This window comes from Acinetobacter sp. YH12249 (assembly GCF_013417475.1).
Lineage (GTDB): Bacteria > Pseudomonadota > Gammaproteobacteria > Pseudomonadales > Moraxellaceae > Acinetobacter.
On the sequence record NZ_VPDX01000001.1, the window covers coordinates 228,883 to 255,489 of the forward strand.

16 protein-coding genes are annotated in these 26,607 nt (G+C 45.2%); 8 read left to right on the forward strand and 8 right to left on the reverse strand.

Annotated elements, in window-relative coordinates; translation table 11 throughout:
- Positions 1-290 precede the first annotated feature (290 nt).
- Both FTV25_RS01125 and FTV25_RS01130 read left to right on the forward strand, forming a co-directional pair.
- Positions 291-2,642, forward strand: coding sequence for a Tex family protein (locus FTV25_RS01125; protein ID WP_180002533.1), 2,352 nt, complete (start codon positions 291-293; stop codon positions 2,640-2,642).
- An 81-nt stretch (positions 2,643-2,723) separates the two neighbouring features.
- Positions 2,724-4,691 (forward strand): DUF2075 domain-containing protein, encoded by a 1,968-nt coding sequence (locus tag FTV25_RS01130; protein ID WP_180002534.1) that lies wholly within the window; start codon positions 2,724-2,726, stop codon positions 4,689-4,691.
- Positions 4,692-4,727: 36 nt separating this feature from the next.
- Here FTV25_RS01130 and FTV25_RS01135 read toward each other — a convergent pair whose 3' ends face one another.
- From FTV25_RS01135 to FTV25_RS01160, 6 genes are all read right to left on the reverse strand, one after another.
- Positions 4,728-5,045, reverse strand: coding sequence for a hypothetical protein (locus FTV25_RS01135; RefSeq protein WP_004781714.1), 318 nt, complete (start codon positions 5,043-5,045; stop codon positions 4,728-4,730).
- 61 nt (positions 5,046-5,106) lie between these two features.
- Complete coding sequence (locus tag FTV25_RS01140) at positions 5,107-6,183, reverse strand: patatin-like phospholipase family protein (protein WP_180002535.1); 1,077 nt, start codon at positions 6,181-6,183, stop codon at positions 5,107-5,109.
- Between the two features lie 158 nt (positions 6,184-6,341).
- Positions 6,342-7,961 (reverse strand): AarF/ABC1/UbiB kinase family protein, encoded by a 1,620-nt coding sequence (locus tag FTV25_RS01145; RefSeq protein WP_166134791.1) that lies wholly within the window; start codon positions 7,959-7,961, stop codon positions 6,342-6,344.
- Positions 7,962-7,973: 12 nt separating this feature from the next.
- Positions 7,974-8,687, reverse strand: a complete 714-nt coding sequence (locus FTV25_RS01150) for an SCP2 domain-containing protein (RefSeq protein ID WP_180002536.1) — start codon at positions 8,685-8,687, stop codon at positions 7,974-7,976.
- 14 nt (positions 8,688-8,701) lie between these two features.
- Complete coding sequence (gene ubiE, locus FTV25_RS01155; RefSeq protein ID WP_005232491.1) at positions 8,702-9,646, reverse strand: bifunctional demethylmenaquinone methyltransferase/2-methoxy-6-polyprenyl-1,4-benzoquinol methylase UbiE; 945 nt, start codon at positions 9,644-9,646, stop codon at positions 8,702-8,704.
- 260 nt (positions 9,647-9,906) lie between these two features.
- A complete protein-coding gene (locus tag FTV25_RS01160; protein ID WP_104426682.1) occupies positions 9,907-10,611 on the reverse strand; it encodes a hypothetical protein in 705 nt (234 codons plus the stop codon).
- A gap of 206 nt (positions 10,612-10,817) precedes the next feature.
- Between FTV25_RS01160 and FTV25_RS01165 the strand changes: the two genes are divergently transcribed.
- Entirely contained in the window at positions 10,818-12,239 is a 1,422-nt protein-coding gene (locus FTV25_RS01165; RefSeq protein ID WP_180002537.1) for a phosphate--AMP phosphotransferase, read from the forward strand.
- Positions 12,240-12,287: 48 nt separating this feature from the next.
- Here the strand turns inward: FTV25_RS01165 and FTV25_RS01170 are convergent, their stop codons facing one another.
- Positions 12,288-12,791, reverse strand: coding sequence for a hypothetical protein (locus tag FTV25_RS01170; RefSeq protein WP_159123426.1), 504 nt, complete (start codon positions 12,789-12,791; stop codon positions 12,288-12,290).
- Positions 12,792-12,969: 178 nt separating this feature from the next.
- Here FTV25_RS01170 and FTV25_RS01175 point away from each other — a divergent pair, with 178 nt between their 5' ends.
- The 5 genes from FTV25_RS01175 (at position 12,970) to pnp (ending at position 26,149) form a co-directional block, all read left to right on the forward strand.
- A complete protein-coding gene (locus FTV25_RS01175; RefSeq protein WP_180002538.1) occupies positions 12,970-16,680 on the forward strand; it encodes an exodeoxyribonuclease V subunit gamma in 3,711 nt (1,236 codons plus the stop codon).
- Positions 16,680-20,804: a UvrD-helicase domain-containing protein gene (locus FTV25_RS01180; RefSeq protein ID WP_180002539.1), complete on the forward strand. Its 4,125-nt coding sequence runs from the start codon at positions 16,680-16,682 to the stop codon at positions 20,802-20,804. The genes FTV25_RS01175 and FTV25_RS01180 overlap by 1 nt, the downstream gene beginning before the upstream one ends.
- A gap of 71 nt (positions 20,805-20,875) precedes the next feature.
- Complete coding sequence (recD, locus tag FTV25_RS01185; protein ID WP_373683613.1) at positions 20,876-22,648, forward strand: exodeoxyribonuclease V subunit alpha; 1,773 nt, start codon at positions 20,876-20,878, stop codon at positions 22,646-22,648.
- Between the two features lie 894 nt (positions 22,649-23,542).
- Positions 23,543-23,812 (forward strand): 30S ribosomal protein S15, encoded by a 270-nt coding sequence (gene rpsO / locus FTV25_RS01190; protein WP_004637724.1) that lies wholly within the window; start codon positions 23,543-23,545, stop codon positions 23,810-23,812.
- Between the two features lie 249 nt (positions 23,813-24,061).
- A complete protein-coding gene (pnp, locus tag FTV25_RS01195) occupies positions 24,062-26,149 on the forward strand; it encodes a polyribonucleotide nucleotidyltransferase (RefSeq protein WP_171505581.1) in 2,088 nt (695 codons plus the stop codon).
- A 161-nt stretch (positions 26,150-26,310) separates the two neighbouring features.
- Here pnp and FTV25_RS01200 read toward each other — a convergent pair whose 3' ends face one another.
- Positions 26,311-26,574, reverse strand: coding sequence for a YdcH family protein (locus FTV25_RS01200; RefSeq protein ID WP_004781728.1), 264 nt, complete (start codon positions 26,572-26,574; stop codon positions 26,311-26,313).
- Between the last annotated feature and the right edge of the window lie 33 nt (positions 26,575-26,607).

Below are 26,607 nucleotides of genomic sequence, written 5' to 3' on the forward strand. Positions count from 1 at the left end.
TATGCTTTGAGTATACGATTCATTACTATTAATTGACTATGCTCTAAAGCATCAAATATTGCAGTTAAAATCAAGACATAGATACCAAATATATACATCTATATGCGAAAAAAATCGTCCCGGAACAAGAATAAAATGCAAAGTTCATGCAAACTTTAGTGGAAAAACTGGAAAACGATCGTATACGGTTATCTGAAGCTTATATAAATTAATAAAAACAATGGTGGATTTTATAGACCTGGTCTTTATAATCATGCCATTTAGTACTTATCCTTGTGGGATCAAACACGATGACTGACTTAGTTCAGCAGTTGGCAAAAGAACTTGCCGTACGTCCAAATCAAGTAGAAGCTGCCATCAAACTGATTGATGAGGGTGCCAGCGTTCCTTTCATTGCACGTTACCGTAAAGAAGTAACGCAGGGCTTAGACGATACGCAACTACGCCAGCTCGATACACGTTTATCGTATTTGCGTGATTTGTATGAACGCCGTGAAAAGGTGATCGAATCACTAAAAGAACAAAATAAATTATCTGATGATTTATTGGCACGGGTGAATGCGGCAGAAACTAAAAATGCCCTAGAAGAAATTTACGCACCATACCGTCCAAAACGTACCAGCAAATCGTTTAAAGCCAAAGAAGCTGGTTTAGGTCCGATTGCAGAAAAAATCTTTACTGAAGCCGTGGATCCAGCAGAAGCTTTGGCGGGCTTTAGCCATGAAGATTATCCAGATCAGGAAAGTCAGCTCGATGCGATCCAGCATATCGTGATTGATGACTGGGCGCAGAATATTGCGTTGACCACTGAGCTTAAAGCAATGTTTGCTAAAACTGCCGTGCTGAAAAGTCTGGTCGCTAGCGAAGAGAAAAAAGAAGTTGGTAAAAAATTCCGTGATTACTTCGATTTCTCTGAAAATCTGAACAAGGTACCTTCTCATCGTTTATTGGCAATGCTACGTGGCCGTCAGGAAAATGTACTGGGCCTTAAAGTAGATGGTGAAGATGATGCACCATTGGCACGTATTGAAACTGAATACAACCTGGATACCATTCAGCCGCAATCTCGTCAGGATTTCTTAAAGCAAACTGCGAAACTGTTCTGGCTTGGTAAAGTTCGTCCAACGATCGAACATTCATTATTGACTGAAAAACGTCTGGCTGCTGAAGCTGAAGCAATGCAGGTCTTTGCTGAAAACCTGCGTCATCTACTGCTTTCTGCGCCTGCAGGCGCACGTACGACACTGGGCGTAGATCCTGGTATCCGTACTGGCGTAAAACTGGCAGTGGTGAATGAATCAGGTGATGTATTGGCACATAGCACCATTTACCCATTTGCACCGAAAGATGATAAAGAAGGTTCACTGGCTGAATTGGCACGTCTTTGCCGCGAATTCAATGTTGACCTGATTGCAATCGGTAATGGTACAGCAAGCCGTGAAACTGAAGCGTTAATTGCTGAAATGATGGCTGCAAATGGCGACCTGAAATTGACTCGTGTTTCTGTTTCAGAAGCGGGTGCTTCTGTTTATTCAGCATCTGAACTGGCTTCTCAGGAATTGCCTGAACTGGATGTATCGATCCGTGGTGCAGTATCAATTGCACGCCGTCTGCAAGATCCATTAGCAGAACTGGTGAAAATCGATCCTAAGTCCATTGGTGTAGGTCAGTACCAGCATGATGTAAACCAGACCGGTCTGGCAAAAACTCTTGAAGCAGTGGTTGAAGACTGTGTGAACTCGGTCGGTGTGGATGTGAATACTGCATCTGCTGCAATCTTGGGTTATATCGCAGGTCTGAACAAATCAATCGCGCAGCAAATCGTGGACTTCCGTAAGGAAAATGGCCGTTTTGACAACCGTCAGGATCTGAAAAAAGTGCCACGCCTAGGCGAACGTACTTTTGAACAGGCGGCTGGTTTCTTGCGTATCCAGCAAGGTTCAGAACCATTAGATGCTTCTGCAGTTCACCCTGAGTCTTATCCACTGGTATCTAAAATTGTTGAAGCGAAAGCAACGACTGTAAAAGATATTATTGGCAATACTGAAATCATTCGCCAGGTCAATGCTGAAGAGTTTGTCGATGATAAATTCGGGCTGCCAACCGTTCAGGACGTTTTGGCTGAACTGGAAAAACCTGGCCGTGACCCGCGTCCAGAATTCCGTACCGCAAAATTCCGTGATGATATTACTGAAGTGGCTCAATTGACTGAAGGCATGCAGCTGGAAGGCGTAGTCACCAATGTGACTAACTTCGGTGCTTTCGTGGATGTTGGTGTACATCAGGATGGTTTGGTACATATTTCTGAATTAGCCAATGAATTTGTGGCTGATCCGCATAAAGTGGTAAAACCAGGTCAAATCGTACAAGTTCGTGTACTGAACGTTGATGTGGAACGTAACCGTGTCAATCTGTCGATGCGTCCTGAAGGTTCGGAAGCGCCAGCGAAAGCACCACGTCAACCACGTCGTGACAATGAGCAACGCGGTGAGCGCAAGCCACAAGGCAAACGTCCACAGCATGCACGTCCACAAGGTGACCGCCCGCATGGCAAGAAACCTCAAGCGGCTAAACCACAAGAAAATAAAATTGGTGGTTTAGGAGCACTATTACTTCAAGCCGGGATTAAAGGTTCGAAATAATCTTTAGGCTCTAAACGAAAAACCTCCCAAAAGGGAGGTTTTTCGTATCGACAATATTAAAAAATCTCAAAGAATCTAAAAATGCTAAGAAGTTATTATCAAAGTTCCATCCAAGATTTTTTATCTAGCTCAAATGACTTAATCTTAGGTAATTTGGCACAGCATCATGAATTTGCACTTGAAGATTTACAGAAAAATGCTTGGTTAGCACAAATAGATATTTTAAAAGCAAATTTAGTTGGTATAGCAAAGGGTCATCTTTACTTTGAGTACAGCATTCCTCGAATGGGGAAGCGTGCTGATAATATTCTGATTATTCGTAATTTAATCTTTGTTATTGAGTTTAAGGTTGGGGAAAGTTTTTACTCTACAACTGCAAAAAATCAGGTGATTGATTATTGCTTGGATTTAAAGAATTTTCATTCACAAAGTCATGATAAAAAAATTATTCCAATTCTTATAGCTACTGAAGCGGATACACAAGAGATCATTTGGGAGGATGTAGATGATCTTGGAGCACCCATTTGTTGTCATCAGTACAATTTAAACCAAATGATTCTACAGGCTCTTGCGCATTATGATGTGGGTATGGACATTAATATCCAAGAGTGGAATCAAGCCAGCTATAGACCGACACCCACAATCATTGAAGCAGCGAAAGCACTTTATCAAGGACATCAAGTTGAAGATATTTCCAGAAGTGATGCAGGGGCGATTAATTTAAAAATAACTTCAGCACGTATTGAACATATTATTGAAACAACAAAAGAAAAACGACATAAGGCAATTTGTTTTCTTACAGGAGTACCGGGTGCTGGAAAAACATTAGCAGGGCTGAATATTGCTAACCAGCGACTAAAAAAAGACGAATCAGAACATTCAGTTTTTCTCTCTGGCAATGGCCCACTTGTTGATGTGCTAAGGGAAGCGCTGATTCGACAAACAGTCGAAACAGCAAAAACTGAAGGTCAACTTGAAACCAGATCAAGTGCTGAAAGAAAAGCAAAAGCTTTTATTCAAAATATCCATCACTTTCGAGATGAGTACTTAAGGTCATTAGAAGCTCCTATTGAAAAGGTGGTAGTATTTGATGAGGCACAAAGAGCTTGGCGCAAAGAACAAGTTTCTAACTTTATGAAGCAAAAAAAGGGAATTCAGAGCTTTGATAAATCTGAACCACAATTTTTGATTGAGGTAATGGATCGGCACACAGATTGGTGTGTGATTATTTGTTTGATCGGTGGCGGTCAAGAGATTAACACTGGAGAAGCAGGGGTTATCGAATGGTTAGATGCTTTACAACAGCATTATCCTGAATGGCAGATTTATTATTCTGAGAAAATTTTAGAGGATCGTGTCTATATACAAGATCAAAGCCGAAAGCATCATTTAATTCAGTATGGTAATAAAGAACCTGATTTACATTTGGCGGTATCAGTAAGGTCGTTTAGAAGTGAAAGAGTTGCTGAACTTGTCCAAGCAATTTTAGATGGGGATGCGACGAAAGCACAACATATTTATAGCCAAGTTATAGAATCCTATCCAATTGTTTTAACAAGGAACTTGGAAAGAGCCAAGTCGTGGCTAAAACAACAAGCTAAAGGGACAGAGCGTTACGGCATGGTTGCGAGCTCAGGCGCAAGAAGACTCAAAGCAGAGGGGATTGATGTTAAAAATAAAATCACACCATCTGATTGGTTTTTGAATTCTACAATTGATGTACGTTCTTCATATTACTTAGAAGATGTCGCCACAGAATTTGATGTTCAAGGATTAGAATTAGATTACTGCTGTGTTGCGTGGGATATTAATTTTTACTTTAAGGATGGTTGGTGTTATCAAGCATTTAAAGGAACAAAATGGCAGAACATCAATCAGATGGAAAAGCAAAAATATCTACTGAATACTTATCGTGTTTTGTTGACTCGTGCGCGTCAAGGAGTGGTGATTTACCTACCGAATGTAGATGATAATGATTGGACCAGACCGAGTGAATTGTATGATTCAACATATCAATTTTTAAAAGCCTGTCATCTCAAAGAAATTTAAAAAAAACCTCCCAATCGGGAGGTTTTTTATTTTGGATTAACTATTAATAATCGGAACAATCCAGCTGGTAATAATCAATAAAATACCCAGATGTCCCAGTTTACGTGTCACATAAACCAGTTTAGACGGTGGTTGTTCCAGCTGTTTGGCATACTCTTCCATGGTGATGCCTTGTTTGCCTTTACTGGTATATAAAAACACACCCAAATCCAGACAGATCAGAATGGTGCCAATATCTGCCACCAGTTCCATTAGCTCAAATTGCTGGGTATACAGCGACATGCTAACGCTATAAATCAGATAAAGTCCAAAGGCTATACATGCATATTGCAGGATCACTAAAAATTTCTGCATAAATCTCAACAGTTCAAAAAATTAAGGCAATTATACAAACAATTCGGACAGGCTGTGCCCATTACAGGCTTTGCATCACATCGGCAAAATTCTGCTTCTCGACCAGTTCCAGAAATTCATCTCCCAGGCGCTGACTTTCAGCAATACATTGCTTCCAGAGCTGAATCCGCTGGGCTTGATCCAAACCTTTCAAAGTAAAGTCCTTACGATCCGGTAAACGACCCAAAGGCAAACTTTGCAAATATTCCTGAGAGGGTGAAATTAGCAAAGTTCGTGCCTGATTTTCCGGGCTTGCCGTGCGTTTAAACAGCTTATCGAACCAGCCAGGAGTAATGCTATCAGTAAAATGCGGATACAGCACGATGCCTTTGCTCTGAAACGGCAGGTCAATATGATAGTCAATCAAGCCACCATCACGATAATAACCTTGCGGTGCATCCGGAATATTATTGACCGCTGCCATCACGCCCGGAATAGAAGCAGAGGCCATCAGCCAGGACAAAACACTTTGCTCAGTCAAGGCGTGATAATGTGTAGTAAATCCATCATCGGCAATTTTAAACTGTTCACCCGTATTCGGCTGGCTAATCACACGTTGCATAAAATGGCGGCTGTGTTTACGTGCCACAGCGGTAGTTCCGACAATTCCGGCTACAGAGGCGAGTAAGGGGAGCGCCTTATCACTCTGAAAAATGTGCTGGGCTTTAATCGACAATACCGTCAGATGATAATCTGGATGATTCACCAGATCAGTTTCTTTGCCTTGTACCAGATCCAGCAGCATGCCACGACAAACGTCACTGACCTCCTTACGGGTCATTTTCTTGTGGAAGTATAGATGGGTATACAAGTCGGCAAGACGTTCAGTGCCTGCTTTGGCTCCCCACGCCGCGACACTGGCAAAACGCCAGCTACCAATGGATGAACCGACTAAGGTTCTACGCTGAGGAGCACGTGGGAAAAACTCGCCAAAAATGGCCTGATCCAGTCCCTGAATACCAATACCTTTGGGTCCACCTGCAGCACCCGGCACAATATCGACCTGTTCGGGTTGCAAACCTTCTTTCAGAATCAGCTCACGAGCCTGATGCCCAGCGCGGATTTTCAGAGCAGGCGCATGTTTTTGTAAAATCTGCATAAAGGTTCAACCCATATTTGACCAATGAGGACATATTTTAAGCATCTGGTCACAGAGCCCAATGGCAAGATGTACCCTAAAGTGACTTAGGAGTCATAGGGGAGGAGAAAAATAAAAAAACCTGAACAATGTCAGGTCTTTTAAGAAGGTTATTTCAGTTATTTTGCAATCCGCCAGACTGCGAGTACGCTTGCCAGTACGATCAAAATCACTGACACAAACCATGGTGAAATGATCGCAATCGAAAGCAGAATGGCCATGATGCTGCCGAAAATCCAGCTACGTTTTTGCTGATGTTCCATTTGCAGGCGCATGCTTTGCAATTCATTGAGCTGCTTGGCATGCCAGGCGGACTGGTTTTTCAGACCGTTCAGGCTGTCGATCATCAGGGTCGGTAAATCCTGCGCGCCCAAAAGCAGATCCGGGATTTTTTGTCCGAGTTCCTTGATATTCTTTTGCGGATTCATCTGGGCTTTGACCCAATCGGTGAGGATCGGTTTAGCCAGACTCCAGATATCCAGCTCAGGATATAAGTCTGTTCCCAGACCTTCCACATGCACGAGTGTTTTCAATAGCAACATTAGCTGTGGCGGGATTTCCAGATGGAAACGACGGGCGATGTCCATGACCTGAATCAGAATCCCGGCAAAGTCCAGTTCATGCATTGGCTTGGAGACCATTGGACCCACGGTACGACGCATTTCGCGTGCTAGTGCGTCCTGATCGGTACCTGGTGGAATCCAGCCTGCCTGATGCACAATCTGAATCAGCTGCATGAAGTCGCTGTTCATGACCGCCAGCAGCATACGTGCCACGGTCATCTGGTCATGTTTGGACAGCTCGCCCATAATCGCACAGTCCAGCGCAATAAAGCGCGGATTGGCCGGATTGATAGTTTCGACAAAGACATTGCCTGGATGCATGTCTGCATGGAAGAAATTGTCGCGGAACACTTGGGTAAAGAAAATAGTCAGACCTTTACGCGCCAGATCTGCACGGTCCATACCCAGTTCATCAAAGGTGGCAATATCCGAAATCGGAACACCGGTAATCCGTTCTGCTACCAGCACGTCCTTACTGTCCATATAGACTTCAGGAACATACATCATGCTGGAGCCAGTGAAGTAATGACGCATACGGCGGGTATTGTCCGCTTCCAGAGTCAGGTCCAGCTCATTCAGAATGATCTGGCGATAGTCCTGAATAATTTCAGACAAGTGTAGGGCACGCGCTGCTTCCAGACGCTTTTCCAGAAAATCACCCAGCCAGCTTAGAATCTCAAAATCCTGCAAGATCTGTTGACGAATATTCGGGCGGGTCACTTTGACCACTACTTCACGGCCATCATGCAGGGCTGCAGTATGCACCTGTGCAATCGAGGCGGCTGCCAATGGCTGAACATCAAATCGGGCGAACAGGGTATTTACATCCGCTTTTAAGGATTCCTGAATACGCATCTTGGCGACATCATTATCAAAGGGCTTGACCTGATCCTGTAGCAGGACCAGTTGTTGCAGCACTTCAGGCGGAATCAGGTCACGACGGGTCGAAAGTAACTGACCCAGCTTGATCGCTAGCGGTCCCATTTCTTCCAGTGCCAGTTTCAGCTTAAGTGAATTCTTGCGCTCACGGCTGGACCAGGCTGCCGGATGCATACGGATCAAAGATAAAATGTGCCGGGCTTTTTCAGGAAGTTCTTCCGCAGGAAACAACGTGTCGAGTCTATAGTGCGCGGCGATGCGCCAAAGTTCGAGTAAACGTGAAACATGCGGAATCATAAAGCGGTGTACCTAGTATTGAGAAGGAATATGAGGTGTAGCAGGAGTAAAAGGCTGATCAGTAGAATCGTCAGATTCAATCTGAGCCTGAAGCTGACGGATTTTGGCTTCGACGCGATCTAAATTCTGGTTCAGGATACGGGTATCCTGATTCAGGTCATCCATTTGCCAGCGCGGGGCAAAGAGACCACTATCTTCTTTCAGGGCATCTTCAGCAAAAAATAACTGGCTTTGTAAAGTGCGTTTTAAATGCTTCGGAGCCAGCTGCAACTTGCCAATTTCATGCGCCAGAGCAGGGCCAATCCAGGGACTTAAATGCGCCGCCAGATCAGGTTCAGCCTGCTGCATAATACGCTGGATTTCTTGCAGAAGTTTATAGTCACCTTGCAGCGGAATATTGCCGACTTCATCAGCAAGCAGCAGTTTAAGCAGCTCTACGACATTATTCACCTGTAGCGTCGCCGTTGCTTCAGGAATTTGAGTACTATTGGCTTCATAAGGGCGCTGTTCAAAAATCGAAGATTCTTCAGTATGGCCGGTTGGCGTTGGTTCTAGACGAACCTTGCCCTCATCAAAGAAGACATCGACGGACAGCTGCGGTGAAGTAATGACCACCCGCAGCATTTTGCCAGCCAAAGTATTGAGCTGAATGCGGGTAATCGCATCCAGATCAATCATATGATGAATCAGGCGTTCAACAGCACCGAGGGCGAGAAGTGACCACATATCGGGTACGACCCTTAAAGCTTGAAGCCACGGTGAACGGCAACGATACCACCGGTCAGGTTGTGGTAATCACAGTTCTGGAAGCCAGCATTTTCCATCATGCCTTTTAAAGTACGCTGGTCTGGATGCATACGGATTGATTCAGCCAGGTATTTATAGCTTTCTGAATCATTTGCCACGATTTTGCCCATGATTGGTAAAGCGGTGAATGAATACAGGTCATACAGTTTTGAGAATGGCTCAAAAACTGGTTTAGAGAATTCCAGAATCAGTAAACGACCGCCTGGCTTAAGCACACGATACATGGCTGCCAGTGCAGCATCTTTATCGGTGACGTTACGCAGACCAAAAGAAATCGTTACCAGGTCAAAGCTGTTGTCGGCAAATGGCTCTAGAGTTTCTGCATTCGCCAGAACGAAATCAACATTGGTACAGCCGGCATCAATCAGACGATCACGGCCAACATTCAGCATGGATTCGTTAATATCAGACAGTACTACATGACCGGTAGGGCCCACTTCACGGCTAAATACTTTGGCTAGGTCGCCTGTACCGCCTGCAATATCCAGCACATGCTGGCCACGGCGCACGCCTGACATATTAATCGCAAAACGTTTCCACAGACGGTGAATGCCGAATGACATCAGGTCATTCATGATGTCGTATTTGCTGGCCACCGAATGGAATACTTCAGCCACTTTCTGGGCTTTTTCGTCACTGCTCACAGTCTTGTAGCCGAAGTGCGTGGTTGGACCGACGTTACCGGTATTGGCACCGCGTGGCAGGTTATATTTAGGGACAGTTCCAGTCACAGGCGTATCGGTCAGGCGTTGTTCTAGAGATTGTTGCTGACCTTGTGGAGCACCTTGCGGAAGCGGAGTGGTTAAGAATGGGCTCACTTTGTCTGTCTGTTGTGCCGACTCGGGTGTAGGGGTAGGCGTTTGATTTTCATTCGACATTGGAGTCACTCCTAACATATCAATCGGGTTAATCTTGCATTGCCTGCATAATGACAGATTCTTGGATGTTATTCAGCAATCATGATGCAATTGTTATGAATAATATACAGAAAAATAGGAATATGGGCGGAAATCTTCACTGCCAGTGATCGAATAATTCATATGATTTATCATTGGCGATGGCCTGCCCTAAAGACCTGAAAATATCAGGATCAGGCAGGACCGCAAGCCTTCCTCATCATGGATGGGACAGGAGTGTATTATTGGAATGGTGTTGGATCACCTGAATGCACCTTATCAATAATACCGCGTTCAATCGCAGTAAAGTCATGCACGAATTTTTCTGCCGACTTTAACGGTTTCATGGCCTGGAAACCGTCCTGCATAAACTCATACATCACCTGAAAATGATATTTATTGGCTGCGCCTTTACACATCTTGAAGGCGGTATAAACCACAAAGGAACGCATATATTTATCCAGGCTGACACCCAGCTGATCCAGCAATGCCAGCTGTTTCAAGCGCGCCTCACCCTGATCCAGTTTCAGATAGGTCACACGCATCATTTCATCGGTCAATGGTGCGTTGGCAGGATAATCCTCTAAAAGCTGGATTGCGACCTGTTCATCCAGTTGTACCGCCAGAATCGCCAGTTCGACACCTGAGGTTCCGGTTTTCAGGGCATTTTCCGGAATCATTTTTTCTGCCTTGTGCGCATATTTCATCAGTCGGGCAATCTGCTCGGCCAGTGCGTCGAAGTCCGGGCCACCGTAGAGCCGGTTCAGGAAATATTCGGCCATCAGCTGGTTATTTTTTTCAGAAAAATGCTGATGATGGCTACGCTGCATCCGTGCCTTTTGCCATGCCTGCACATCCTGTAAACGGCTTAAAATTTCAGGCTGAGTGTGATACTTCAGCTGATAATACTGTTCTAAGAGTTCATCTAATCGGGCAAGTTTGGACATGTATTTTCAAATATGATTTTTCGATCTCAGAATCTTAGAGGGTGTGGCGCAATCTCGCTATGACAAATTGATCAATGATTCCTTATTTGAATGTCAATTTGCTGTTTAAACAGACAATCTAATCGTGTGAAAAACGTTGCTAACGCTATTTTTGCGTTCAGACTCCTCGCTATACTGCCCACAAGAATAAAAGATGAGGGATCTCCATGCGTACAGAAGAACAAAGTTTCCAGTTAATGGATGAAGACCAGTTATCCCTTGCGCTGATCAATGCCCAGTATGATCTGAGAAAAACCCAGGGACAGAAAAATGGCAAAAGCCTGATTGTTCTGGTCAATGGAATCGAGCTGGCAGGTAAGGGCGAAGCAGTCAAACAGTTACGTGAATGGGTAGATCCTCGTTATTTGCAGGTGAAGGCCGATCAGCCGCAAGTATTAGGAGAAAAACAGACCTTCTGGCAACCCTATACACGGTTTATTCCTGCCCAAGGCCAGATCATGGTCTTGTTTGGTAACTGGTACAGCGATCTGCTCAGAACCACCATGCAGACTGGTGCCATTGATGATGCCCAGTTTGATGCCTATCTGGAAGATATGCGTGTCTTTGAGCAGGATCTAAAAAATAACTATGTTGATGTGGTCAAGGTCTGGTTCGACTTACCTTGGAAAACGCTACAAAAACGCCTGGATCAGATTGATCCGAGTGAAATGCAATGGCACAAACTGCATGGGCTGGACTGGCGCGACAAAAAAAAGTACGACACCGTGCAACGTTTGCGAGAGCGGTTTACTAAAGACGAAGACTGGCTGATCATTGACGGGGAAGATGAAAAACAGCGTGACCAGCAGTTTGCACAGTATATTTTGCAGGCGCTAAAACATTGTCCCAATCATCCGGTTCGGGCCAAAGGACGATGGAAACAGGCCAAAATTCCAGAATTATTGCAGCATCCTTCGCAAGAACTTGCCAAGACAGAGGACTATAAGGCGGAACTGAAAAAACTGTCTCCTCAGGTGGCCAAGGCGCTGCGCTCAGACCCACGTAATGTGATTTTGCTGTTTGAAGGGATGGATGCAGCAGGCAAGGGCGGAGCAATCAAGCGGATTGTGAAAAAGCTGGATCCACGTGAATATGAAATCCAGACCATCGGGGCGCCGGAAAAATATGAACTGAATCGACCTTATTTATGGCGTTTCTGGAACAAGCTGCAAACTGATGATGATATCTGTATTTTTGACCGCTCCTGGTATGGTCGGGTGCTGGTAGAACGGGTAGAAGGCTTTGCCAGCCCGGCAGAATGGCAGCGGGCCTATGATGAAATTAACCGATTTGAACAGAGCCTGATTAACCATCAAACCGTAATTATTAAATTCTGGCTGGCGATTTCCCAGGAAGAGCAGGCGGCCCGTTTCAAGGCGCGTGAAGATACCCCACATAAGCGCTTTAAAATCACCGATGAGGACTGGCGTAACCGGGAACGTTGGGATGATTATTTAAAAGCGGCCGCCGACATGTTTGAACGTACGTCGACAGAACAGGCACCATGGCACATTATCGCCACTGATGATAAAAACACCGCTCGGGTCGAAATTTTAAAAACAATTTTAAAGCAGCTTCAGGCAGATTAATCTGCCTGAGTTTTGAAAAGTTTGGGGATAAAAAATGGGGCGGGAAATTTATTTGCCTTGAGCAATCTGTTTTTGCTGGATATTTTTTGCTGTGCGATAACAATCTTCAACATGCGCTTCAGCAATTTTTTTCATGACAAAATAACCGAGGCTCGCGGCTACCAGTTGACCACCGAGTGGAATGAATTTTGTGACTTGCTTTGTGATCACTTTCGCTGCAACATTGTTCAAAGATTTTTTGACTGCTGTACGTGCTACCACCAGACCGGAAAACTCGATTCCGCGTTTACGCAGTTCATTCCAGTGCACCTGTTTGGTTGCAGGATCAAACACACTGATCTGTTCAGGGGCTAGACCAAAGCGGGCATTGATCTCCGGAATCAGTTGCGACAGAATGCCGACATCAATGACCACGTCCAGAAATGGCACCGGAATCACAGCTGCTCCGGCAGAATAATAGGCACGTTTTTTGGTTAGCTCTAAGCACTCGTTGCGAATTCTGTCTAAATCTAAACTTGGATCGATACGATCTGGAATTTTGTCTAATTTCATGGGCATTACCTAAAGCTAGATGTTGTTTTTTTCTGTTCAAACATCAATAAGATGCTTTTTTCAAAGAACTTTTTTGACTGAAGTATGAGTTTTAAAGTGACATAGACAGTTCGGTAAGTATAGTAAATAATCTTTATCATTTTGTAGTACTGCTCCATCTCATTTTTCAGGGGAAACGATGGCAATTCATGTTATTCAGAGTCAACGCATTGATGTGCTTTTGGATAGTATGCTGCGTATCGTTAATCAGAGCGTAAAAAATCCCCTGGCCGTGTTACAGCCGCGGCATTTTATTGTGCCATCTCCTGCAGTCGAGGCCTGGCTGACCCAAAAAATTGCCGAGAAAAAGGGCATCAGTGCCAATACCCAGTTTCATCATCGGATCCGTGCCTTTCAGTGGACTTCCTATCAGTGGGTGCTGAATAATCCCAAAGAAGTCGAACAGGTTCGTGAAGCCAATATTCCCCGAATTATTATTAAATGGCGGGTATTTCAGGCATTACGTAAATGCATTTTGCCTGAGCAGATTCCATTAGAGATCGATCATCCACTGTATTCGATTATCAAACGGATTTATGACAGCGCAGATCGTCTGGAACAGGGCATAGAGAAGCAGCTGAAAAAACAAAGCATGCTGTACTGGGTATCCGAACAGGTCTCGCGCCTGTTTAGCCATTATATGGATTACCGTGGTTATTGCGCGCGGAATTGCCCACCACAGGAATGTCGTTGTCCCACTAACTGGCTGGCGTCCTGGGGGCAGGATATTGCGCTCGATGTTGAGCATATGATCTATATTCCTAAAGATGAAAATGGCCATGAAATTCCGGTGGCAGACTTCGTCAAGATTCAGGCACGCGAACTGGAAGCCTGGCAGCGCTGGTTGTGGCAGCATGTCTTTCAGGATGATTATGCCAAGATTCTGGACATCGAACAGATGTACTGGGAACGTCTGGAAAATGAAGATACTCAGGTACAGGCTTTAAAACGTTTGCCAGAACAGGTCGTGGTCTTTACCTTGCTAGAATTGCCACCGAGTCAGCTGGATTTCTTGCGCCGTCTCGGTCAATACATCGATATTTATATTTTCCACTTTAACCCGTCACAGGAATACTGGGCCGATAGTGTCGATCCAGACTGGAAAGCACGTTATGACCTTGGCGTGCAGGAACGTTTCATCAAGAAATTTGAAAAATCTCAGGGATGTTTGCCGACTGATACCGAAATCCAGCATTTCTTTGCAGCCTTTCAGTTGAACTTTAATGCCGAAGACCGAGAATCGCGTCATCCCTTGCTGACCCGCTTTGGCAAGCAGGCACGTGATCATTTCTCGTTATTGTCCAAACTGTCTTCAGGTGAAGAAGGTCTCTGGGCCGATGCTTTCGTGGATGAATATCAGGATAAGTTACTGGCCAAAATCCAGTCGGATATTTTGTACCTGCTGGAACCGGAAAAACACCAGTATCCGCTCAAACCCGACGATGATTCGGTACAGATTCATGTCTGTCATTCCTCACTGCGCCAGCTGGAAGTCTTAAAAGAACAGATGATTCACTGGCTGGCCCAAGGCACGGAAGATGCCCCACGTCAGCCGAGCGATATTCTGGTGCTGGCCCCGAACCTGAAAGAGCTGGAACCGGCAATTCGGAGTGTCTTTGCACCGCCGCCACGAGAACGGGAAGGCAATAGCCAGCGTCTGCAAAAAGATAATCTGTATTTACCGATTCAGATTGCCGGGGTGTCCCGACTCGATGTCAGTAATGCCTGGCGCGCGGTACTGGGCCGGATTCAGCTGGTGCATCGACGTTTCAGTATCGAAGATTTTGCCGACTGGCTCAGTCTGAATGCGACCCAGCAACTATATGCGCTGGACTACGCGCAAGTTGAGCGCATGTTGCAGCTACTGGGCGAAGCGGGCTTTAAACGTGGTCTGGATCAGCAGCATTTACAGCAAAGCCTGACTGCAGGCGATGAAGATTACCGCTTCAGTTTTAAATTTGCATTGGATCGGCTGGCACTCGGGCTTGCAGTTCCGGAACATGCCCTGTTTCAGGATACCTTAAGCTATGCTCGGGTCTTGAGTAGTGATTTCCCTCTCATCTCGACTTTAATCCAGATTTATCAGGATGTGGTACAGCGCCGTGACTGGCTGATTTTGCATGAACAGGGACAACGTACCCCGGTAAAAACTTGGCTGGAATATCTGCGTGAAGACTTGAATGAGTTCCGTGAAGCCGGCGTCGAGTCCTTAAAGACGGTCGCAGAAATCATTGACAAGCAGATGCGGATGCTGACGTTGGCCGATTACCATGATCAGGATGATCCGCATGCCAGCCAGGAGCTGGTCGCCTTAAGTCTGCCATTGCCTTATGTACTGGAAGAAATTCAGAATACGTTGGAGATGCAACTGGATCAGGCCGAGCCGACCGGACAAATTACCTTTAGTCAAATCGGCCAGATCCGTCCGTTGCCGTATAAGCTGGTGGTGATGCTGAATCTGGATACCGGTAAATTTCCGAGCCGGAATCAGCAGGTGCCATTTGACCTGATGAACAGTCTGAAGCCGCAGTTAGGGGATCGTTCCCGTCTGGATGATGACCAAGGTGCTTTTCTGGATGCATTGCTATTGGCGCAGGACAATTTATGGCTGTTCTATAATGGTTTTGATGTTGATGACGGAGAAGCACGTGATCCATCCACTTCATTGCAAGAACTGATCCAGCATATTGCCTTGATTTGCCACTCAGACCAGCCCGATGCTGAAGTCGATGAAACGGTTGAGCTCAATGGTTTGAGCGTGGCCAAGCATATCCGTCAGCTCTATCATGTGCATCCATTACAGCCTTTTGACCCGATCGGTTACGTCGAATCTCATACTCCACGTTATCAGACCCAGTGGTTTGCTGTGGCAGAATATATTCGCAGTGCAGAGGGCAAGCGCAGTAGCTGGATCAATGCCCATTATCCAGCATTGATGCAGAAAGAAATCCGGGTGCTGAAAGGGGATGAGTGGATTCGTGACATGATTTTCCCGGCACGTCTATTCCTGAAAAGTATCGGTGTTTCCAGTGTGAGATATGCCGATCTGCCAAGTTCACGAGAACCCTTATTGCTGAATAAACTGGAACAGTATCAGGTCCGTGATTTCCTATTACAACAGGATCAAGAGATTGAGCCACAGCTGATGCTGGACCGCTTGCCGGTCGGAAAAACTCAGGAAGCGACCTGGCTCAGCAGTCAGCAGGAACAGCAATCGCTAAAAGAACGTTTATTGCAGCTGAATAAAGAGCTGACACCTGTAACGCAGCAAACTTGGCAATATAACCCTGAATTGCTGATTCATATTACCTTGCCGCAAGTGCCGCACAGCAGTTACTGGCTGAGTATGCAGTCTTCCTCCGCTTCGGAAAAACGTCGGGCACAGGTCTGGCTGGAATATCTGCTCTGGCTGGCCTATCTGAATAATGATGAACTGTCGCCGCAGCTGGAACGGATTGTCATTTTCAGTAATAAAACCCTGAAGTTCTCCGGGCTGCGTTCTAGTCAGGCACGTCATCATTTACAGGCCTGGCTGAAAGCTTGGGAAGTGGGACAGACCCAGCCGCTGGTATTGCCTGCCGAATTGCTGATGAAAAAGGCCTGGGAATGGACCGAAAATGAACAGGGACAGATCACCATTGCCGAGATGCAGGAACTGCTAAAAGCCTGGAACAACAGCTATGAAAGTGCCAAGCCTTTGGCCAGCGATGAATCCAGCCAGTTGCATCAGGACTGGCAGTTTATTTTGCAGGATCAGGACCCGGATCTGGCCTTGCAACGCTGTTGCCATGATTTTGCCCATGCGTTATATGCACCGATTCATGAACATCTGGAATGGATAAAAGAATAATGACCATGTTACCCAACCAGAACAAAAAGATTTCAACCAATCCGATTCAGGACATGCGCTTTAGCGGCCTGCACTGGATTGAAGCTTCCGCGGGGACCGGTAAAACCTATACCTTATCCAGTTTGATGGTACGGATTTTTCTGGATCAGTATTATCCGCATCAGGTGATTGCCACAACCTTTACCCGTAAGGCTACAGCTGAACTGAAAAACCGGGTACGTCTTAGGGTTGAAGAAACACTAGCCTTCATTCAGCGTCATCAGGAGCTGAATTCGGTCGAAATCACCGCCAAAATCCAGACTGAATCGGATCCACTATTTCAGCAGGTATTAAAAGATTATGGCTCACGCATGGATTACGCCCGGCGCCGTCTGCGTTTGGTACTGAACCAGCTGGATGAGCTGTTTGTCGGAACACTGGACAGCTTTAGCCAGAAATTATTACGTGAATTTGCTTTTGAAAGCGGCAAGATTGAACGGGCCGAACTGACTGAAGATCAGGACCTGTATATCCAGCAGCTGATTCATGATGTACTACGAGAATGGATCCAGCAGCAGCCGCAATATATGGTCAATCATCTATATCTGCAAAACCTGTTGAAACCAGTAGAACATTATACTGGACTAGTTCGTGATGCTCTAAATTTCCGTGTGCAATACTTTCAGAAGGTAGAAAAAGTCGAATGGGATCTAGCTGAACTAGAGCACTGCATTCAGCGCCTGTTCGATGTACATGAACATGAAATTGAGATCATTCGGGAGTATTGCCAGAATTCTCCCAAGTATTTTCATAAGAGTTTTTTCACCAGATTAAGCGATGTCTGTGAAAACTTTATGACCTGGATGGCGGCACTGAAAACCAAAGGCGCGATGAGCTTTTTTGATCCAGAACTGCATGCGATCTTATTAAATCTGTGTTATTTGCGCCGCAAGAAAACCGATTTTCAACCGGTCTCAATGAAGCAAGTATTTAACAAAAGCTGTCCGGAAGCAGAGCAGCAGCAGATTCTGCAACATAGCCTGATTCAGGCCATTGATGGATTGTGTGAAGTCAAAGAGAAGATGGATGCACAGTTGAAGCAGCTGACCACCTATCTTGAATATCATATTATTCGCAGTGTGCAGAACCGTCTGCCGCAAACCTTGCAAAAACAGGGTGAAACCACATTTTCCCAACAGATTCGAACCTTGGCTGAAGCTTTACAGGGACAGCAAGGTCAACGCTTTGCCCAGTTTGTACAGGCACGCTATCCACTCATTCTGGTGGATGAATTTCAGGATACCAACCAGGATCAGGATGATCTGCTGGCTAAAATCTGGCGTGATCCGAACCGGGTCAAAGCCGGCTGTATGATCATGGTGGGCGATCCGAAACAGGCGATTTACGGTTTCCGTGGCGGCGACATGCTGACCTATAACAAGGCGCGTGCCGATGTGCTGCAAAAGCAGGGCCGTGAATACACTCTGATCCAGAACCATCGCTCGGTAAAACCTCTGGTCGAGGTGGTGGACGCGTTGTTTCAACGCCAGATGGATTTTGGTGAACAGGTGCATTACACCCTGATTCAGGCGGGGAGCCGGCCACATCCGGATTTAATCGATAAAACGCTGAGCAATCCGCATCCACTGCGCTGGATTCAACTCGGTGAACAGGATGTTGAAGCGGATCAGGTGGTCTGGAAAATCCGCCAGTTATTGAATCAGTCTGAACAGCAGCAACTGTATTTCCAGCAGGGTGACAATGTTCGGCACTTAAAAGCGGATGATATTGCAGTCCTGAGTTTTGGCCATTATGCGCTGGAACAGGTCAAGCAGCGTCTGCAACGTATGGGTATTCCCTGTTATAAGGAATCCAAGCAGAGCATCTTTGCCAGCCCGGTGGCTCAGGATGTTGCAGCTGTTCTGACCGCGATCATGGAGCCTTTTAATGAAGCCAAAGTCAAACGTGCCTTATTGACCCGTTTATTGGGCTTTAACCTGAAAAAGTTAATCGAACTGCAAGAGCAGAGCGAAGGTCTGAGCCATTATATTGCCGACTTTGATGCTATCCGGGAAATGTGGTTTGAAAAAGGGTTTCTGACGGCCTGGAATTATGCTTTAAATCTGTTTCAGGTCTGGACCAATCTGGTTGCAAGCCAGAGTCTGGACAATGAACGGGTAGTGGTGAATTTACGTCACCTAACCGAGATCCTGTGTCAGCAAAGTGAATATTATCAGGGTGCTCAAAAGCTGTATCACTGGTATTTGCGTCAGTTGCAATCACCTTCAGGCAAGGATAACGAAAAAGAGCGAAAACTCTCTGGCGATCATGGGGTACAGCTCTTAACCATCCATGCTTCCAAAGGTCTGGAATTTAAAGTGGTGTTCCTGTTAGGTGCCGATGCACCTTTTGATGTGAATAAAGGAAATCTGAACTTTTCCCTGTCAGCCGCGGAAAATGTACTGGAACAATCCCGGGTAATTGCAGTTAATCATAAGGACTTGCATGAGCAGGCGATTTTGCAAAATGCGGCCCGTAATGCCGCAGAAAATCACCGGCTTTGGTATGTGGCACTGACCCGGGCCAGTCACCGGGTTTATGCCATGCTGCAAGATCAGAGCGGACAGGCGGATTCAGGCCTGGCATTCTGGCGTGGACAAGGTGAGGCGGCCTTTCAGCATGCCCTAAGTCTGCTGGAACAACCTCTGGCTTCTGAGCCGCCTAGAATTGTGGCAAAACAGACAGAAGCACCGTTACAGATGCAGGCTCATCCTTTACCGGAGCGACAGTTCTATCCGCGGACTAAAACCAGTTTTACTGCACTGTCACAGCATCTCCCGCATCAGGCAATATTGCAGGATGATCTGGTCATTGCTTCTGAACGTCCGGACAGTGCCGCAGATGAAATGAATCTGCTGGAACTGGAACAGCAGGTAGCCAGCCAACCACTGGACTGGATCAAGCTGAATTTTCCTAAAGGCACGGTGGCCGGAACCTTCCTGCACAGTATTTTTGAGCATATCGATTTTCAGGATCGCAGCTACTGGAATCTGGAAATCCGTCGTCGTTTTAAAAATACGGCGCCACAAATCTGGCAGGAACTGAAAGAGAAATTTCATCAGGCCTTTCATATTCGTCCATTGTTACAGCAGGCATTTACCCCGGGCTATCAGACGGCCTGTGTGAATTTACAGACCCTGTTCAGTCAGGTGGCCCGTCAAGGTCAAATGCAGCCGGAAAAATTGCAGCAGAGTATGCAAAAAGTACTCTCCAGCCTGAATTATAAAATCCTGACCGGAATTCGCCTGCATGATCAGAGTGAAGCTTATCGTCAGGAATGGCAGCAGTTTTTCCGTTCCGCTCAAACATTCGATCACTCTGAATGGTTGAACTTCTTAGGGCAGTTTCAGCGCTATTTTACAGAACTGGATGATGAACCTTTTATCCTGTTTTTCGAACAGGAAATAGCGCAGATGACGCCTGCTGAGACAGCAGCGCAACTGGATGTAGAAGCCGTTTTTCAGCAGGCATTCGATCATTTCATTGATGAGATGATTGAGGATCTTCTGCTCAATCGGGTTCATGACTGGCTCAAAGAAATTCTGGCTGCACCCCTACAGGCAGAGTTCAGCCTGGAGCAGTTGCAGCAAGGTACTTATTTGTCTGAATTCCCGTTTTACCTGTCTTTAACCGATGTGCCGTTACAGATTCGTCAGATCCAGCAACTGTTTGCCGAGCATGATATTCTCATGCCTGATTTTAATGAGGCAAAATCGGCACGCTATCTGACCGGTTCTATCGATTTGGTTTATTTTGATGGCCAGCGTTATCATATTGCCGATTATAAAAGCAATTTTCTCGGGCCGGATCAGCAGCATTACACGGCCGAGGCCATCCAGCAGAATATGACCCACTCCAGTTACTGGCTGCAAGCGGCCTTATATCTGGTGGCATTGCATCGTTATCTAAGCGTGAACATGCAGGGATATGACATGCAGCAGCATCTGGGTGGGGCGACTTATCTGTATTTGCGCGGTATGAATGGTCAGGCTGAACAAGGCGCTTATCACTGGCAGCCTGGTCTGGAATTTATTTTGAAACTGGATGAAATTCTGGGCTATTTTGAGCAGAAAAAATCAGCATAATTTTGATGATTTATAAAATTTTAAGAGTTTAAACAGAAGATTATCCTGTGGATAACTTTGAGGATAACTGTGTGGAAAATGAGCAAATTCACGTGTCTCAGCAATCAGCCCATTTAATGGCCTGGATTGACTATCTATGTCAGCCACCGTTCAGTTCGGCGACCTTTGATGCTGCCGCAAAATTGCTGATTCAGCAGCTCCTTGAAGCGATGCAGGAGGGCAATAGTTGTATTCCGGCTAGTGCCGAGCAAAAAGCTCTATTGCATCATTTGGTATTGGATCGTAGCCAGCAGGCTCAAGGCATTGCACCTTTTATTTTTGAAAACCAGCAGTTGTATTTATACCGCTACTGGCAGCTGGAGCAGGCAGTCGCTACAGAGATCGCCCGGATCAAGTCTCAAGCCATCATGCCGGTTGATTTAAATGAGCGTGATCGTAATCTCCTGACAGATCCACAGCAAAAGCAAGCGCTGGAAATGGTCGCCAAGCAGGGGCTGAATATTATTACCGGTGGACCAGGAACTGGTAAAACCTACACCTTGGCACATATGATTGCTGTACTGCATGAAGCCTTGCCTAATATCCGGATTGCGATGGCCGCTCCGACGGGTAAAGCTGCACAGCGGATGCAAGAAGCCTTGCAAAAAGCTTTATATAGTGAAAAGTTACAAGCTTTTGAACTGGAGGCTTTAAAGCAGGTTCAACCCGTTACTTTGCACCGCTTACTGGGCTTGGGGCGGTTGGGACGCCCACGGTTTCATGCCAAGCAGCCTTTACCCTATGATGTGATCGTGGTTGATGAAGCATCCATGTTGGACTTAAGCCTGTCGCAGATGCTTCTTGCTGCAGTGCCAGATTCAGCCCGCTTAATTTTATTAGGCGATGCAGACCAGCTGGCCTCGGTGGATGTCGGCACTGTACTGGCAGATTTACAGCAGACTTCTGTTCTGGCAGATAATCGGGTCAATTTAATCACGACACGCCGTTTTGCTTCAGGCGCCCGGATTGGTGCGATGGCGCACTTTATCCAGCAGGAACATGTTCCAGCATCGGTTTTAAACCAGTTTGAACAGCAAGTGGTTGCTGCGAGTGAGCTGCAAGCAATTGCACTGGATCAGGTAGAGATTGACCAGTTGCAACTGCAATATCTGCCAGAAATAAACCCAACTACAGGTCTACAGTTAGACCCATATTATGATCAACTGATGTATGGCTATCAGGCTTATGCAGACGCGATCAAGCTGGCTCAGGATCAGGCTGATTTTGATCAATATGTGCAGCAGGCAATTCAGTACTTTGATGATTACCGGATTCTCACCGCAATCCGGCATGGTGATCTGGGCTTGAATAAAATCAATCAGCAGATTGAACAGCGTTTTCTGGCCAGTGTAGGCAAGTTAAAACAGGGCGACTGGTATACCGGTCGACCAGTGATGATGACTTATAACGATTATCAGCTGGGTCTGTCCAATGGTGATATTGGCATCTGTTTCTGGAGAGAACAAGAAGGACAGTCACAATTTGAAGTGTATTTCCCGAGCTTAGAAAAATGGGTGCTGGCGACCCGCTTACCGAAAAGTATCGAAACGGCATTTGCTTTGACGATTCATAAATCGCAAGGTTCAGAATTTACTCATACGGCTGTAGTACTCGATCAACAGGCCAAAAATTTGCTGAGTAAGGAACTGATTTATACAGCGATTACCCGGGCCAAAAAAGTTGTGAGCTTACTGGTAGATCGCGACGCGTTTACACAAGCGCTATGCGTCAGAACCACACGAAAGAGTGGCTTAAGCGAAAAAATACTTGAACAATGCAACAATCTATTGGCAAAAAATAAATAACTGTTGTAGGTAAATGCTTACATGGATTCAGGAAATTGGCGCATGGAGCTTTTACTCGGTTTTTGAGAAGATTGGTCACACAAAAGAACTCAACACGGAAAGTTGGGTATAAATCGCATAATAAGAACAAGAATGTCATCAGACAGCGAACTTACAGTGAAGTAAGTGAAAGAGGAAACTTACAGCCGCTAAGCCTTGTAGTTTTGGGAGAGACTACAAGGCTTTTTTATATCTGCCGTTAATGGAATTTTGCCGTAATCTTATAGTTCAATTAAGTTGGCAGAATAAGTAAATTTAAGTAAATAGTGTAATTAAAAGATATATAAGTGTAATATTTTGCAAATTTCGATGACAATTTTGTACGCAATGGCTTACAGCGAGTGAGGATAAATGCCTCTATGAGCATTTCGACAATATGGCAAAATCTACCACACAAGGAAGTTATTTTTAGTCAGGAAGATTTGAAAATAATAAAGCGTAAAACGCACTAAAAAAAACAATAAATAAAAAATGATAATAGAAGAAACTACAGCGCGAAAAAGCCCGAGTTTACTCGGGCTTTTTTTTATCATTTATTTCTAAGCGCGACCAGAAATATTTTAAATATAAAAAGATCAGTTAATTTCTGCAGTTATCTAAACAGCTATTCGTAAGCCAGATCAAGTCCAATTCCTGAAATTATGTGTAAATTGAACCATATGGGATTTCTTCATATCAGTAAATAAGCAAAGACATCTGGCAGCTAAAACCATCAAAATTCATGATCTATTTTTGCAATCTGACGCAATTTCCCTTAAAATATGCAACTTGCTGTAGTGATGCACGGCAGTCAATGTATTGAATTCTCATTACTTTGATTTTTATCAAGATATATAAGCATCTCGGAGAAATCGAATGGCTTTAACAAACGCAGATCGCGCAGAGATCATTGCTAAATTCGCTCGCGCTGAAAACGACACTGGTTCACCAGAAGTTCAAGTAGCTCTTTTAACTGCTCAAATCAATGACTTACAAGGTCACTTCAAAGAGCACAAACACGACCATCATAGCCGTCGCGGTCTGATCCGTATGGTTAACCAACGTCGTAAGCTTCTTGACTACCTAAATGGTAAAGACCACGGTCGTTATGTTGCATTGATCGGTGCTTTAGGTTTACGTCGTTAATTCGATTTAAACTTTATTTTCGGGTTTATCGCATGCCTTATGCTTTATTGCTGAAAACTAAAGTCGGTTTAGCCTTTGGCTAGATCAGGGGAAGGGGCGAATGTTCGCTCCTTCTTTGTGTTTAAAAATAGTGTTTATTTCTGGTGAGGTCGGCTTCTAAGCTTTGTCATTTACCCGTCCATTTGGATGTGAATGCCAAACCTTAGGGGTCTCCACTAGAATAAAATCAGGAAAAAATAAAACATGTCGATGTTTAATATTGTTCGTAAAGAATTCCAATTTGGTCAACATCAGGTTGTCCTAGAAACAGGTCGTGTTGCGCGTCAGGCCAATACCGTATTGATTACTATGGGCGGCGTAACTGTATTAGTTGCTGTTGTTGCTCAACCAACTGCTAAAGCAGGTCAAGACTTTTTCCCACTGACTGTTAACTATCAAGAAAAACAATACGCAGCTGGCCGTATTCCTGGTGGTTACGGTAAACGTGAAGGCCGTGCATCTGAAGCTGAAACGCTGATTTCACGTCTGATCGACCGTCCAATTCGTCCATTGTTCCCAGAAGGTTACTATAACGAAATCCAGGTGACTGCGACTGTTGTATCTTCTGACAAGACTATGGAAGCTGACATTGCAGCAATGCTGGGTACTTCTGCAGCACTTGCGATCGCAGGTACACCATTCCGTGGTCCAATCGGTGCGGCACGTGTGGGTCTGATCAACGGTGAATACGTTCTAAACCCAAGCTTTGAACAATTGAAAGAAAGTGATCTTGATCTTGTCGTTGCAGGTACGGAATCTGCAGTACTGATGGTTGAATCAGAAGCGAAAGAACTTTCAGAAGACCAAATGCTGGGTGCAGTATTGTTCGGTCATGATGAAATGCAAATCGCGATCCAAGCAATCAAAGAATTCGCGACCGCAGCTGGTGCGAAAGAATCAACTTGGGTGGCTCCTGAGAAAAACGAAGACCTTCGTGCAAAACTGAAAGAAGCATTCGAAGCGAAAATCTCTGAAGCATATACCATTGCGGTGAAACAAGACCGTTATGCAGCACTTGATGCACTTCAAGCAGAAGCGCTCGCTCAGTTCGTTCCAGAAGGTGACGAAACTGGTCTTGCTGATGACGTAAACGAATTATTTGAAGATCTTAAATACCGTACCGTACGTGACAACATCCTGTCTGGTAAACCACGTATTGACGGTCGTGATACTAAAACTGTTCGTGCCCTTGATGTACAGGTTGGCGTATTAGACCGTGCTCACGGTTCTGCATTATTCACACGTGGTGAAACTCAGGCATTGGTCACTACTACTCTGGGTAATACTCGTGATGCGTTGATGGTAGATACCTTGGCTGGTACTAAAACTGACAACTTCATGCTTCACTACAACTTCCCTGCATATTCTGTAGGTGAAACAGGTCGTGAGTCTGGTCCTAAACGTCGTGAAATCGGTCATGGCCGTCTGGCTCGTCGTGGTGTTCAAGCCGTGCTTCCAGCAGCTGACCGCTTCCCGTACGTGATCCGTATCGTATCTGACATCACTGAATCTAATGGTTCATCTTCAATGGCATCTGTATGTGGTGCTTCTCTATCCTTGATGGATGCCGGTGTTCCACTTAAAGCACCAGTTGCGGGTATCGCAATGGGTCTAGTGAAAGAAGGCGAACGTTTCGCAGTTCTTTCTGACATCCTGGGTGATGAAGACCATCTTGGTGATATGGACTTTAAAGTAGCGGGTTCTGCTAACGGTATTACTGCGCTGCAAATGGATATCAAGATCGAAGGTATTACTGAAGAGATCATGGAAGTTGCATTGAACCAGGCTTATGCAGGTCGTATGCACATCCTGAACGCGATGAATCAAGTAATTTCACGTGCTCGTCCAGAAATTTCTATGCACGCGCCGACTTTCCAAGTGATCAACATCAACCCTGACAAGATCCGTGACGTGATTGGTAAAGGTGGTGCGACTATCCGTCAAATCACTGAAGAAACTAAAGCTGCGATTGACATCGAAGATAACGGTACAGTACGCGTATTTGGTGAAACTAAAGCTGCTGCACAGGCTGCGATTGCAAAAATCCAGGCACTGACTGCTGAAGTTGAGCCAGGCACAATCTACACAGGTAAAGTGATTCGTATCGTTGAATTCGGTGCATTCGTGAACATCCTGCCAGGTACTGACGGTCTGCTTCATATTTCTCAAATCTCTAACGAACGTATTGCCAACGTGGCTGACGTATTGAAAGAAGGTCAGGAAGTGAAAGTACAAGTTGCTGACGTTGACAACCGTGGTCGTATTAAATTGACCATGAAAGACATCGAACAAGCATAATTCGATTACTTTTAAGTCTGAAAAAGCCCGCATCATGCGGGCTTTTTTATTTGGACAGATTCTTTATTTAAGCACCGAAATCATTTAATAATCACATTGTAGATAAAACGGATGATTAAACCTTATATTGAAACATTCTTGGTTGAGAAAGCTGTTCTCATTTAGGTAAGCGGATCGGCTTCAGAGTTTTTCAGCATGCGATAAATCTCGTCTTTCAGTTTTAGTTTTTTGCGTTTAATCGCATCGATATCATCATTGATATGATTGACTGGATCGAGTTCAAGCTGACTAATCTGTTTGTCCAATTCACTATGTTCCTCAAACAGTCGGGCAAAGTACGGATTTTCCTCACGTAATTGCACAATTAAATCACGGTATTCTGGGAACATATATTTGATCTTTTTATTGCAGTCTTTGGTTTTCATAGGGATATTTATCACTCAAAAAATAAAAGAAAA